The sequence below is a fragment of the Streptomyces griseorubiginosus genome (assembly GCF_036345115.1).
Classification (GTDB): Bacteria; Actinomycetota; Actinomycetes; order Streptomycetales; family Streptomycetaceae; genus Streptomyces; species Streptomyces griseorubiginosus_C.
Map to the genome: position 1 here is coordinate 5,513,059 of NZ_CP107766.1, position 11,954 is coordinate 5,525,012.

The window sequence follows — 11,954 nt, forward strand, 5'->3', positions numbered from 1 at the left end:
CTGCCCCTTTGGGGCGGCTGTGAGTCGTTCACACCACCTGCGAGATACATCACGGTCCGGGGCCAAAGTCCCGGACCGTGGTGTCTACTGGAGCGCATGCCTGAGCACGTCTCCGTCTACCAGTTGCTGGGTGTGGCCCTTCTCGTCCTGGTGGTCTTCGCCTGGACCGCGGGGCTGGCCTACATGCTGCGCCACGGCCGCCACGAGGCGGTCGCCTGGCGCGTCGCCAACGGCCTGCCCGCCCTCCCGCGCCCGCGTGCGGCCGCCCCCGGCCACGAGTCCGTCGAACTGACCCCGGCGGAGAAGGACGCGTTCGCGGGTCTCGTACGGCAGCTCAGCGGCCGTCGCTGACCCGCACCGCCCATCCGGCCCGGCTCAGAACACCCGAGCCGCGCGCCGCTCCATGGCCTCCCGGGCGGCGTCCTCGCTGGCGTACACCTCGCACATGTGCCGCCCGTCGGGCGTCGCCGTGTGCTCGACCTCCCACAGGGAGATCTCCGCGCCGTCGCGCAGCAGGAACGCGTGTTCGTACAGCGAGTAGCCCAGCCCGACGCGCCCCGCCCGGCACGGACGCCCGAAGGCCTGCGTGATCTGGTGCGCGAACGCCTCGGTCAGTAACGCCGCCGTCTCCGCGCCCGGCCGGTCCGCGTTCTCCGCGCGGCGCAGCAGTCGGCGCGCGTGGTCCGCCGAGTCGTCCGGGACGTAGGCGTGCCGCGGCGGGTGCACGGGCTCCAGCTGCACCGTCACCGGCAGCTCGAAATCCGGGGTGTCCGGCGGCAACGGCAGCCGGGCGGTTGCCGCCCGCAGCTCCTCCTCGTCGACGTACACCTCGTGCTGCGGAACGCTGTCCCGGGCGGTGTTGTGGACGAGCTCCCACAGGGTGAGCGCCGAGCCGTCGGCGAGCAGCCAGGTGTGCCGGTACGTCTCGCGGTGCAGGCCCGCGCTGTGGTGCGCGGAGTGCAGCGAACTGTCGTACGCCAGCGCGCAGTCCAGGCGCCTGATGGCCTCGTCGGGCAGCTCGAAGGAGTTCAGGGCACGACCGAGGAGTCGCGCGAGGTGCTCCTCCGGAGACTCGGGCGACTCGGGTGGTTCGTACGCTGCCGTCTCGTACGGAACGCTCAAGGTTTCTCCCGGCGTTGCTGCATGTCACCTTGTGGGTGCATACCGTAGCCCCTCGGTCGGACATCATGTCCGGGAACCGAGAAAACGTACGCCCGGAAAACGCCCGGGCCGCGCGAGAAGTTCCCACGCGGCCCGATGATCCGTCAAAAACCGCCGGTCAGACGGCACTTCCGGCGGTCCACTGGGACCAGGGGAGGTTCCAGCCGTTGAGCCCGTTGTCCGGCGCGACCTGCTTGTCGGGGGAGTTCTTGACGATGACGACGTCCCCGATCATCGAACTGTCGTAGAACCGCTTGGCCGGTGTGTCGCCCTGGCCGCCCTTCACGTCCCGCAGCCCCACGCACCCGTGGCTGGTACCGGTGCGCCCGAAGGGCGGATTCCCCTTGTTGTACCAGTAGTTGCCGTGGATGAAGGTGCCCGACTGGGTCAGCCGCATCGCGTCCGGCACGTCCGGGATGTCGTACGCGTTGGCCAGCGCGACCGTCCGGCTGTCCATGCGGATCTTCTTGTGCTTCTCGGAGATCACCATCTGCCCGTTGTAGGTGGTGAACTCCTTGCTGCCGGACGAGATCGGCACCTTCTCGAGGACCTTGCCGTCCCGCACCACCGTCATGGTCTGCGTGTTCACGTCCACCGTGGAGACCTGCGACCGCCCGACGGTGAAGCTGACGGTCTTGCGCTGCACGCCGGTGACGCCGTTCGCGCCCTCGACCCCGTCCAGGTCGATCCTCATCGTGACCTTGGAACCGGCCTTCCAGTACTCCTCGGGCCGGAAGTCCAGCCGCTGCGACCCGAACCAGTGACCCACCACCCGCTGCCCGCTGCTGGAGCTGACGGTGATGTGCGACTGCACGGCCTTCTTGTCGCTGATCGCCTTGTCGAAGCTGAACGACACCGGCATCCCCACACCGACCGTCGTGCCGTTGTCCGGCGTGTAGGTCCCGATGAAGCTGTTCGCCTTCGAGACGGTCGTGAACACGGACTTGGCGGCCACGGCCTTCCCGTCCGAGTCCTTCGCCGTGGCGGCGATCTCGTACTTCGTCCCCCGCTCCAACTGCTCCTGGGGCCGCCAGCTCCCGCCGCCGGCCGCGATCGCCCCCGGCACCTCCTGGCCCGTCCCCGCCACCGTCATCCTCACGCCGGTCAGCGTGCCGTCACTGACCTTCACACCGGTCGAGTTGATGGACGCCCCGGTGGAACCGTTCTTCGCGGAGATGACGATCTCCGCCGCGGACGACTTCGCGGGGTCCTTGCCGCCCTTGCCTTCACTCGAGCCGTCGGAGTCGCCTCCGCACGCGGTGAGGGTGAGGGCACCGACCACCAGGACGGCACAGGCCCCCAGTGCGTGCCGCGCTGCTATGTCCGGCGTTGTCACGGTCTGCTCCAGACTGATGTGAGGTGCGTGGTCCGCTCCACTCCGTGAAGAAGGAGGGACCCGGTCCCCGCCCGGGTTCCCTGTCGGCGCGACGAATGCCCTCATGTGACAGAACCCGGACAGAAGGCGGGGAGACATGGACGGACGTGGGCCGGGGGGTGGACGGACGCCCACACCGTTCAGCAGGGTGGGAGCACGACGAAACGGGGGCTTCGATGAGCGACGGCACGATCTCCAGCGGCTGGGACGTCCTGGACGCCTCCCACGAAGCCCTGCGCACGGCGGTCCGCGCCGTCCCCGCCGACGGCTGGCACCTGCCGACGCCCTGCGAACGCTGGACCGTCACCCAGGTACTCCAGCACGCCGTAGGCGACCAGCTCGGCTTCGCCGCCGCGCTGACCGGCGAACCCGGCCCCGACTTCGACCCCTTCGACCCGTCGGGCCGGCTGGACGGAGTGGACCCGACGGCGTTCCTGGAGGACGCCCTGACCCGCTCCGCGAAGGCGTGGGCGGCCGCCGACCGGGACGCCGCCGAGGTACCCGTACCGGTACCACCGCACAAGCTGCCCCCGTGGTCCGGCGCGGCGGCCTGCGGACTGGACGCGGCGGTCCACGCCTGGGACATCGCCACGGCGACGGGCCGACCGTCCCCCCTCACCCCCGAACTGGCCCGCCCCCTCCTCAAGGTCGCCAGGAAGATCGTCGAACCCCTCCGAGCCTACGGCGCCTACGCCCCCGCCCTGCCCCCCGCCCAGTCCGACGACGACACCGCCACCCTCCTGCGCCACCTCGGCCGCGACCCTCACTGGAGCGCCGCCTAGGCCGAGGGCACCCCGTACAGCGACTCGTACGACGGCCACACCCCGCCCGGCCCGTCCACGGACTGGGCCGCCCGGACCGCCCGTACGATCGCCCGGGTCACCATGTCCGCCCCCGCCGCGAGGATGTCGTTGAGCGCCAGCGGATTGGCCGCGTCCAACCTCCGCGCCCCCGTCGCCAGCGCGAACACCGTGTCCCCGTCGTGCAGCAGGTGCACCGGCCGTACGGCGCGAGCGATGCCGTCATGCGCCGTACCGGCCACCTTCTGCGCCTGCGCCTTCGACAGCTCCGCGTCGGTGGCCACCACCGCGAGCGTCGTGTTCAGCGGCGGCGGGCCCTGGTGCGCCGAGGTCTCCGCGAGCCGCCGGCGCGCAGCTTCGTGCACCCCCTCCTCCGGATACCGCACCCGCCCCTGGAACAACTCCCCGTACAGCACCCCCGTCCCCGGATCCGCCACCTCCCCCGCCGCGTTGACCACCACCAGCGCCGCCACGGTGACCCCCGAGGGCAGCACCGCACTCGCCGTCCCCACGCCCCCCTTCATCGCCCCGGCCACGGCCCCCGTCCCGGCCCCCACACACCCTTCCGGCACCACCGACCCCACCGCACTCGCCGCCGCGGCCTCGACGGCGGCCCGCCCGGTCGCCGCATCCGGCCGCGCCCGGAAATCCCCGCCCCGCCCCAGATCGAAGACACACGCCGCGGGCACGACCGGCACCACCTGCGAGGGATCCGGCCCGACCCGCACTCCACGCCCCCGCTCCTCCAGCCAGGCCATCACCCCCGAGGCCGCGTCCAGCCCGTACGCGCTGCCCCCGGTCAGCACGATCGCCTCGACCTTCTGCACCACATTCCGCGGATCGAGCGCATCGGTCTCCTTGGTCCCGGGACCGCCCCCGCGCACATCCACCGCGGCAACGGCCCCACCCTCCGGCGCCAGCACGACGGTGGTCCCGGTGAGCCACCCCCCACCAGCACGCGTCGCATGCCCTACACGCACCCCGGTGACATCCGTCAGAGCGTCAACTGTCATGGGACCAGTCTCGTCCAGGCACCGCCCCGACCCGTCGAGGTCACGCGATCACGCCGCCCGCACCGGCTCCCCATGCTCCCGAGCCGCCCTCCGCGCGGTCAGCGTCGTCCCGGTCACCACCGCCAGCCCCGCCACCACGCCCGCCGCGAGCACCGCCCCGTCGCCCAGGAAGGTGCAGCAGATCACCAGCAACGCGGTGACCGGCAGCACCAGTTGCTGCGCGATGCCCACCTTGAAGAACCGGGAGTGCAGTACCCACACGGTCAGCAGGTAGAGCGCCGTCGGCAGGGTCACCGCGGCCGACGCGGCGATCGTCGAGATGTGCGCCTTGCCGACCGCCTGCTCGACCGCGACCTCCAGGCCCGCCCCGATCGCGGCGGCCGAGGCGAAGACCAGGTAGTGGCCGTAACCCCACAGGAACGCCTGCTTGTTGGAGCGCAGACGGTCATGGATGGGCACCACGAAGTAGATCCACCAGGCAGCGAAGATGATCAGCAGCCCGCCCGCCGCGATCGGCAGGAGCTCGCCCAGCGCGTCCTGCTCGTCGATGGCGGACTTCACGGCGACCGTGGCGGCGGCGATGGTCTCACCGAGCACGATGATGGTGAACAGCCCGTAGCGTTCCGCGATGTGGTGCGGATGCCACGACGTGGGATGGTCCCGCTCGGCGAACGGCGGCACACACATCTCCAGCAGCGCCATGACCAGGAACACCCAGGGCCGCCCGCCCTCGGGCAGCACCAACAGCCCCAGCCAGCCGATCTGGCACAGCAGCACACCGAACGCGTACCGCAGGGCCATCGTCCGCTCCGCGCCCTCGCCCGACCAGGCCACCCGCAGCCACTGCGTGATCAACGCCAGCCGCATGATCAGATAGCCCAGCCACACGGCCAGGAACTCGTGCTGCTCGAACGCCCTGGACACCCCGGCCGCCAGCACCAGGACACCGGCGATCTGGACCAGCGTGACGACCCGGTACAGCGCGTCGTCGTTGTCGTACGCCGAGGCGAACCACGTGAAGTTCATCCAAGCCCACCAAATGGCAAAGAAGACCATCGCGTAGTTGAGGATGCCTTCGCCGGCATGCCCCTCGGCGATCGCGTGCACCAGGCCCACGCCCGCCTGGGCGACGGCGACGACGAAACACAGGTCGAAGAAGAGCTCCAGCGGCGAGGCGACCCGGTGGGCCTCGTCCCGGCCGCGGGCGGTGAGTCTGCGCAGTGGACTGTGGGGCGGGCTGGACGTCATGGGCCAAGCACAGCAGATCCCGACCGGAAGTGCGTACCGATGGGTTCACAGAGGCCCGTGGGCCGGCGGGCCGGGGCGGCGGCCGGTCGCACGGCGTGAGCCCGGCCGGGTCGGGCTCCGGACCGCCGTACCCTGGACCCATGACCTCCGCCCCCGCCCCCGAACCCCGCGAGCCGAAGCCCGGGCTGGTTTTCGATGACCCGTTGGACCAGCAGTCGTCGGACGACACCGATCGCGGGTGGGGTGACCGGCCGCGCGGTGACGGTGACAGCGCGGCCGATCTGAAGCGCTTCCTCGACGAGAAGCCGCCCCACCACATCTGAGCGGGAGCTACGGCTCGCGGTGCCCCGAGCCGCGCTGCGCGACCAGCGCGTCGCGGATCTCCTTGAGGACCTCCAGCTCGGTCACCTCGATGACCTCGCGTGTGCCCTCCTTCGCCTTGCGGCGGGCCTCCACGCGGGCCAGGTACTTCGCCATCGGCAGCACCATCAGGAAGTACACGACGGCCGCGGTGATCACGAAGCTGAGCGTGGCGCCGAGGACCGAGCCCCACATGATCCGGATGCCGTCGGTGACCGTGCCGTCCGCCGCGACCGTGCACGGCTTCTCCAGGCACGTGCTGTAGCTGTCGAGGTTCTTGGTGCCGATCGCCCCCACCAGGGGGTTGATGATCCCCTTCACCACCGAGTTCACGATGTTGGTGAAGGCGGCGCCGATGACCACCGCGACTGCCAGATCGACGACGTTCCCGCGCATCAGGAAGGCCTTGAAGCCCTCCCAGACGCTCGGCTTCTTCTCGCTCACCCGCGGGCCTCTTCTCGTACGTACAGGTTGTGGAACAAACAGCTCCGCAACCTACGTCAACGTGCGGTGACCCTGTCCAATTGGGTAGCTCGAAAGGGCGACTTGACACAAGCCTGCGCAACAGGCGGACCAGGCGGCTCAGCACAGCGTCACCGCCAACCGCGCCGTCGAGCTCGCCCCGACGAGCCGTGCCGCCGTGGAGCGCGGCACCGACAGCACGACCAGGGCCCCGCTGCCGCCCGCACCGTCCAGCGCCTCCGGAACCTGCGACACGCGTGCCCCGCGGGCGATCACCCGCGCCCCGCCACCCGCCGCCGTCTCCTGCGCGGCGATCACGTCGACCCGGTCCCCGGGCCGCAGCAGCCGCACCGTCGCCCCGTCGGCGATCCGCACCGGCGCCGACACCGTCGTGACGGCCCGGTGCTCGCGTACGGGCGCGACCACCGGGTGCCCGCGCGCTCCGTCGGTGTCCCGCGGGCCGGCCGCCACCAGCGCGGCCGCGGTGACGACCAGTCCGACGGCCACGGCACGTCGTCGGTGCCGTACGAGCCGCCGCAGTTGATACCGCCCGCCGCGCACCCGCACCGGCGCGAAGTGCGGAACCTCGCAGGTCGGCGGGGCGTCGGCGCCGGGCGGCTGCGGGACCAGGGGAGAAGGAGAAAGGGAAGGAGGAGGAGCAGGAGCGAAGGGCATCGGGGCCACCACCAGCGACGAGAGATCGGCTTGCGGTGCCACGATGACGCCTCGCGCCGGATCCCGCTGGGGCCGGTGGACTACCCACCGGTTGTGGAAAACTCCCTCACCCGAACGAGAGCCTCCGCCCCGAGCCCCGAGCCCCGAGCCCCGAGCCCCGAGCCCCGAGCCCGAGCCCCGAGCCCGAGCCCGGTCCCAAACCCCGCCCCGGCTAAGGCAGTTCGAACCCCGGATCCATCCCGCCCAGCGCGTTCACGCACAGGCAGTCCCGCTCGTCCCCGGCCGGCAGGGCCGCCACCGCGTCGAACAGCACGCCCCGCAGCCGGTCCACGTTCGCCGCGAACACCCGCAGCACCTCGTCGTGGGAGACGCCCTCACCGGTCTCGGCGCCCGCGTCGAGGTCGGTGACCAGCGTCAACGACGTGTAGCAGAGCTCCAGTTCACGGGCGAGCGAGGCCTCCGGATGACCGGTCATGCCGACCACCGACCAGCCCTGCGCCTGGTGCCACAGGGACTCGGCGCGGGTGGAGAAGCGGGGCCCCTCGACCACGACGAGCGTGCCGCCGTCCACCGCCTCCCAGTCCCGCCCGCGAGCCGCTTTCAGCGCGGCCGCCCGCCCGACGGGGCAGTACGGGTCGGCCAGGGACACGTGCACCACGTTCGGCACCCCGCCCCCCGGCAGCGGCAGTCCGTCGAAGTACGTGCCCGCCCGGGACTTCGTACGGTCGACCAGCTGGTCCGGTACGAGCAGCGTGCCCGGACCGTACTCGGGCCGCAGCCCGCCCACGGCACACGGACCGAGGATCTGCCGGGCCCCCACCGACCGGAGCGCCCACAGGTTGGCCCGGTAGTTGATGCGGTGCGGCGGCAGATGGTGGCCGCGCCCGTGCCGGGGCAGGAAGGCGACCCGCCGGCCGGCGACCTCGCCGAGGAACAGGGAGTCGCTGGGCGGACCGTAGGGGGTGTCGACCTGGACCTCGGTCACGTCCTCGAGGAACGAGTAGAAGCCGGAGCCGCCGATTACGCCGATCTCTGCGTTCGCCATGCCCGCACAGTATCCGGCGCCCGAAACCCGCGGCGACCGGCCGGGGGACGTCGGGGACCTTCCGGCCGGGGGACGTCGGGGACCCTCCAGCCGGGGGACGCCGAGGGCCCTCCGGCCGGTGGCAACGCCGAGGACCCCGCCGTCGTACGACGACAGGGTCCTGGAAGTGCGACCTACGCGGCGGAGCTGCTGCTGGACGAGGTGCCCGTGCTCGACGACTTCGAGTCCGAGGAGGACGAGGAGGTCGAGGACGACGAGGAGTCGGACGAGCTCGAGGAGGACGTCGACGACTTCGAGGACGACGACGCCGGGGAGCTGCTCGACGAGGAGCCGCGGCTGTCGTTGCGGTAGAAGCCGGAGCCCTTGAAGACGATGCCGACCGCGGAGAACACCTTCTTGAGGCGGCCCTGGCAGTTGGGGCACACGGTCAGGGCGTCGTCAGTGAACTTCTGCACCGCCTCGAGGCCCTCGCCGCACTCGGTGCACTGGTACTGGTAGGTCGGCACTTGTCTTCCTCCTGGCACTCTCACTCAATGAGTGCTAACGATGGTCCATAGTGACGTATTCCCGGGGATCAGTCCACTGCCACCGGCACTCGGTGACCGACACCACGTGCGACGGTACGGCCGCGGGGCCGCCCCACCAGGCGCGAACGCAGCGCCAGCAGGGTCACCAGGGCGAGCAGTGTGCCGCCCATCGGCACCAGGAACCCGGCGCCGCCCCAGAAGCGGTCCTCCAGCTGTCCGGCGATCGTGACGGCGGCCGCCTGGCCGAGTGCCACCGCTCCGGTCAGCCAGGTGAAGGCCTCGGTGCGGGCGCAGGCCGGGACGAGGTCCTCGACCAGGGTGTAGCCGGTGATCAGGGCGGGCGCGATGCACATGCCGACCAGGAGGCCGAGGCCCGCGAGGACGAGCACCGAGTGCGCGGCCCACAGGCCGGAGGCCGTCAGCGCGAGGGCGCCGTAGGCGACGACGAGGCGTCGCTGCGGGGCCACCTTCCAGGCGATGGCGCCGCAGACCAGGCCGGAGATCATGTTGCCGGCGGCGAAGACGCCGTACAGGACGCCGTTCAGGCCGGGCTCGCCGATCGACTCGCTGAACGCGGCGAGCGAGACCTGCATGCCACCGAAGACGGCACCGATGCCGAGGAACGTCACGATCAGGACCCGCACTCCGGGGACGCGCAGCGCGGAGGCGTGCTCCACGCGCGTGTGCCCGGCGGCCGGGGTGACGGTGGGCTGTGTGCTCTTCTGCGCGGCGAACAGCAGACCGCCGAGCAGTGTCAGGGACGCCTCAGTGACCAGGCCCGCGGCGGGGTGGACGGCGGTGCACAGGGCGGTGGCCAGCAGTGGGCCGAAGACGAAGGTCAGCTCGTCGGTGACGGACTCGAAGGCCGCCGCGGTGGTCATCAGCGGCGAGTCCTGGAGCTTGACGCCCCAGCGGGCGCGCACCATGGGGCCGATCTGCGGCACCGAGGCGCCGGTGGGCACGGCCGCCGCGAACAGCGCCCACAGGGGCGCGTGCGAGAGGGCGAGGGCGGTCAGGGACAGGCCCGACAGGGTGTGGAGCAGGACGCCGGGGATGAGTACGGCGCGCTGTCCGTGGCGGTCCGCGAGCCTGCCGCTCCAGGGCGCGAACAGTGCCATGGAGACGCCGGTGACGGCCGCGACGGCGCCCGCCGCGCCGTAGGAGCCGGTGGTGTGCTGGACGAGCAGCACCAGGGAGAGGGTGAGCATCGCGAACGGCTGGCGTGCCGCGAAGCCGGGGAGCAGGAACGTCCAGGCGCCGCGGGTGCGCAGCAGCTGCCCGTATCCCGGGCGGGAGGAGGTGACCGTGGATGCCACGGCCCGTGCCTTTCTGCCGCCTGGTAGCGCGGCCCCCTTCCCAGGGGGCGCGCCGAGAGCTGTCCTCTTGCGCGGACTGCGGTAGATGCCGAAGACCACGTCGCGAGGGACGTCCCGGCCGCCATACGGTCGCGCCAGCTCTGCGTCAGGCAGAGTTGGTTCGATCAGGAGTGCGCCCCCATCGTACAGGGGGCGCGAAACATGCTCTTAACCTGAGCCGCCGTTGCCGCCCGTGCCCAGCCAGTCGGCCAGCTTGCCGCCGTGGCCGACCGCGCGGAGCCGGCGTTCGGCGGCGTCGCGGACCGGGTCGGTGGCGACGACGAGGAGTTCGTCCCCGCGCCGCAGCACGGTCGTGGGCAGCGGCACGAACGATTTTTCATCGCGGACGACCAGGGTGACCGCGGCCCCGGCCGGCAGCCGCAGCTCGTTGACCTCGACGCCGTGCATCCGCGAGCCCTCGGGGATCGCGACGGACAGCAGGTGCCCGCGCAGCCGCTCCAGGGGCGCCGACTCGATGCCGAGGTCGGCGGCCTCGGCATCGCCGCCCAGGCGCAGCTTGCGGGCCAGCCAGGGCAGTGTCGGGCCCTGCACGAGGGTGTAGACGACGACCAGGACGAAGACGATGTTGAAGATGCGCCGACTGCCCTCGACGCCGTTCACCATGGGGATCGTCGCCAGGATGATGGGCACCGCGCCGCGCAGCCCGGCCCAGGACATGAGGGTCTGCTCCTGCCACGGCACCCGGAACGGCGTCAGGCACAGCACGACACTCAGGGGCCGCGCCACCATGGTCAGCACCAAGCCGATGACCAGCCCGGGCAGGACGTCGTCGCCGAGCTCGTGCGGGGTGACCAGCAGGCCGAGCAGGACGAACATGCCGATCTGGGCGATCCAGCCGAGTCCGTCGGCGAAGCCGCGGGTGGCGGGCCAGTGCGGCAGCTTGGCGTTGCCCATCGCCATGGAGGCGAGGTAGACGGCGAGGAACCCGCTGCCGTGGGCCAGCGCGCCCGCCGCGTAGGCGGTGACGGCGATCGCCATGACCGCGATCGGGTAGAGGCCGGAGGCGGGCAGGGCGACGTGCCTGAGGCCCCAGGAGCCCAGCCAGCCCACCGCGATGCCGACGGCGGCACCGATGGCCAGTTCGAGGGTTATCTCGCCGAGCAGCGTGTACCAGTGCTCGACGGGACCCGCCTGGGAGAAGGCGACCACCAGGATGACCACGGGGGCGTCGTTGAAGCCGGACTCGGCCTCCAGCGTGCCCGTTATGCGCGAGGGCAGGGGGATCTTGCGCAGCACCGAGAACACCGCCGCCGCGTCCGTCGAGGAGACGACCGCCCCGATGATCAGCGCCTGCCGCCACTCGAGCCCGATCAGGTAGTGCGCGGCCGACGCCGTGACCCCGACGCTCACCGCGACCCCGGCCAGCGCGAGCGCCGTCGCCGCGGGCAGGGCCGGTTTGATCTCCTTCCACTTCGTGCCGAGGCCGCCCTCGGCCAGGATCACGACCAGGGCCGCGTATCCGATGACCTGGGTCAGTTCGGCGTTGTCGAAGTGGATGTCGCCGATGCCGTCCTGGCCCATGGCGATGCCGATCCCCAGGTACACGAGCAGGCTGGGGAGCCCGCTGCGCGAGGAGATCCGGACCGCTGCCACGGCGACGAGCAGGACGAGCGAGCAGACGAGCAGGAGCTGGTTGAGGTGGTGGACAGTCAGCGGCCGTTCCCTTCCCTGGCTCACCCGCATCACGCGCGCGTGAGCTCACGTACATAGGACACGAAGAGGTGGGCCTCCGCATCCAAGTACTTCGTTACCTTACCTAACTCTTGACGATTTCTTGACGCTCGGCGAGGCATGATCGAACGCTCGTCCGCGCTGGTTCCCGACTCCGCGTCAAGTGCCCTCAGGCGCTGCGCCTATGGTTGCTCCAGCGCGCAGAGCCTGCGTCACGCCGGCTCTCAGTCAAAAGCACCAG

At 71.4% G+C, this 11,954-nt stretch carries 13 protein-coding genes; 3 read left to right on the forward strand and 10 right to left on the reverse strand.

Features of this window, described 5'->3' with window-relative positions; all coding sequences use genetic code 11:
* The first annotated feature begins 96 nt into the window (after positions 1–96).
* Positions 97–351, forward strand: coding sequence for a hypothetical protein (locus OHN19_RS24990; RefSeq protein WP_330266333.1), 255 nt, complete (start codon positions 97–99; stop codon positions 349–351).
* Between the two features lie 24 nt (positions 352–375).
* On the opposite strand, the gene OHN19_RS24995 is transcribed toward OHN19_RS24990, so the two are convergent.
* Entirely contained in the window at positions 376–1,122 is a 747-nt protein-coding gene (locus OHN19_RS24995) for a DUF6227 family protein (protein WP_330266334.1), read from the reverse strand.
* Positions 1,123–1,279: 157 nt separating this feature from the next.
* Positions 1,280–2,497 carry a L,D-transpeptidase gene (locus OHN19_RS25000; protein WP_330266335.1) on the reverse strand — a complete coding sequence of 406 codons (1,218 nt, stop codon included), beginning with the start codon at positions 2,495–2,497 and terminating at the stop codon, positions 1,280–1,282.
* A gap of 215 nt (positions 2,498–2,712) precedes the next feature.
* On the opposite strand from OHN19_RS25000, the gene OHN19_RS25005 reads away from it, so the two are divergent.
* Positions 2,713–3,318, forward strand: coding sequence for a TIGR03086 family metal-binding protein (locus OHN19_RS25005; RefSeq protein ID WP_330266336.1), 606 nt, complete (start codon positions 2,713–2,715; stop codon positions 3,316–3,318).
* Here the strand turns inward: OHN19_RS25005 and OHN19_RS25010 are convergent.
* Together OHN19_RS25010 and OHN19_RS25015 are read right to left on the reverse strand one after the other, a co-directional pair.
* The gene (locus tag OHN19_RS25010) at positions 3,315–4,349 is read right to left on the reverse strand and encodes a P1 family peptidase (protein WP_330266337.1); all 1,035 of its coding nucleotides are present in this window, start codon (positions 4,347–4,349) and stop codon (positions 3,315–3,317) included. The two genes, OHN19_RS25005 and OHN19_RS25010, sit on opposite strands and share 4 nt — an antisense overlap.
* A gap of 48 nt (positions 4,350–4,397) precedes the next feature.
* Positions 4,398–5,597 (reverse strand): low temperature requirement protein A, encoded by a 1,200-nt coding sequence (locus tag OHN19_RS25015; RefSeq protein ID WP_330266338.1) that lies wholly within the window; start codon positions 5,595–5,597, stop codon positions 4,398–4,400.
* A gap of 140 nt (positions 5,598–5,737) precedes the next feature.
* Here OHN19_RS25015 and OHN19_RS25020 point away from each other — a divergent pair, with 140 nt between their 5' ends.
* On the forward strand, positions 5,738–5,920 hold the full coding sequence (locus tag OHN19_RS25020; protein ID WP_330266339.1) for a hypothetical protein: 183 nt from the start codon (positions 5,738–5,740) through the stop codon (positions 5,918–5,920).
* 7 nt (positions 5,921–5,927) lie between these two features.
* Here the strand turns inward: OHN19_RS25020 and mscL are convergent, their stop codons facing one another.
* The 6 genes from mscL to OHN19_RS25050 all read right to left on the reverse strand — a co-directional run bounded on the left by mscL (position 5,928) and on the right by OHN19_RS25050 (position 11,725).
* On the reverse strand, positions 5,928–6,401 hold the full coding sequence (gene mscL / locus OHN19_RS25025) for a large conductance mechanosensitive channel protein MscL (protein ID WP_330266340.1): 474 nt from the start codon (positions 6,399–6,401) through the stop codon (positions 5,928–5,930).
* A 138-nt stretch (positions 6,402–6,539) separates the two neighbouring features.
* Positions 6,540–7,094, reverse strand: coding sequence for a hypothetical protein (locus OHN19_RS25030; RefSeq protein WP_330269701.1), 555 nt, complete (start codon positions 7,092–7,094; stop codon positions 6,540–6,542).
* A gap of 211 nt (positions 7,095–7,305) precedes the next feature.
* A complete protein-coding gene (locus OHN19_RS25035; protein ID WP_330266341.1) occupies positions 7,306–8,139 on the reverse strand; it encodes an S-methyl-5'-thioadenosine phosphorylase in 834 nt (277 codons plus the stop codon).
* A gap of 173 nt (positions 8,140–8,312) precedes the next feature.
* On the reverse strand, positions 8,313–8,645 hold the full coding sequence (locus tag OHN19_RS25040; protein WP_330266342.1) for an FmdB family zinc ribbon protein: 333 nt from the start codon (positions 8,643–8,645) through the stop codon (positions 8,313–8,315).
* Positions 8,646–8,713: 68 nt separating this feature from the next.
* Positions 8,714–9,982, reverse strand: a complete 1,269-nt coding sequence (locus tag OHN19_RS25045; RefSeq protein WP_330266343.1) for an MFS transporter — start codon at positions 9,980–9,982, stop codon at positions 8,714–8,716.
* Positions 9,983–10,189: 207 nt separating this feature from the next.
* Positions 10,190–11,725 (reverse strand): potassium/proton antiporter, encoded by a 1,536-nt coding sequence (locus OHN19_RS25050; RefSeq protein ID WP_330266344.1) that lies wholly within the window; start codon positions 11,723–11,725, stop codon positions 10,190–10,192.
* Positions 11,726–11,954 lie beyond the last annotated feature (229 nt).

Coding starts and splice junctions, on each gene's coding strand:
- OHN19_RS24990 (WP_330266333.1), top strand. CDS start 97: ATGCCTGAGCACGTCTCCGTCTACCAGTTGCTGGGTGTGGCCCTTCTC.
- OHN19_RS25005 (WP_330266336.1), top strand. CDS start 2,713: ATGAGCGACGGCACGATCTCCAGCGGCTGGGACGTCCTGGACGCCTCC.
- OHN19_RS25010 (WP_330266337.1), bottom strand. CDS start 4,349: ATGACAGTTGACGCTCTGACGGATGTCACCGGGGTGCGTGTAGGGCAT.
- OHN19_RS25015 (WP_330266338.1), bottom strand. CDS start 5,597: ATGACGTCCAGCCCGCCCCACAGTCCACTGCGCAGACTCACCGCCCGC.
- OHN19_RS25020 (WP_330266339.1), top strand. CDS start 5,738: ATGACCTCCGCCCCCGCCCCCGAACCCCGCGAGCCGAAGCCCGGGCTG.
- OHN19_RS25030 (WP_330269701.1), bottom strand. CDS start 7,094: ATGCCCTTCGCTCCTGCTCCTCCTCCTTCCCTTTCTCCTTCTCCCCTG.
- OHN19_RS25035 (WP_330266341.1), bottom strand. CDS start 8,139: ATGGCGAACGCAGAGATCGGCGTAATCGGCGGCTCCGGCTTCTACTCG.
- OHN19_RS25050 (WP_330266344.1), bottom strand. CDS start 11,725: ATGCGGGTGAGCCAGGGAAGGGAACGGCCGCTGACTGTCCACCACCTC.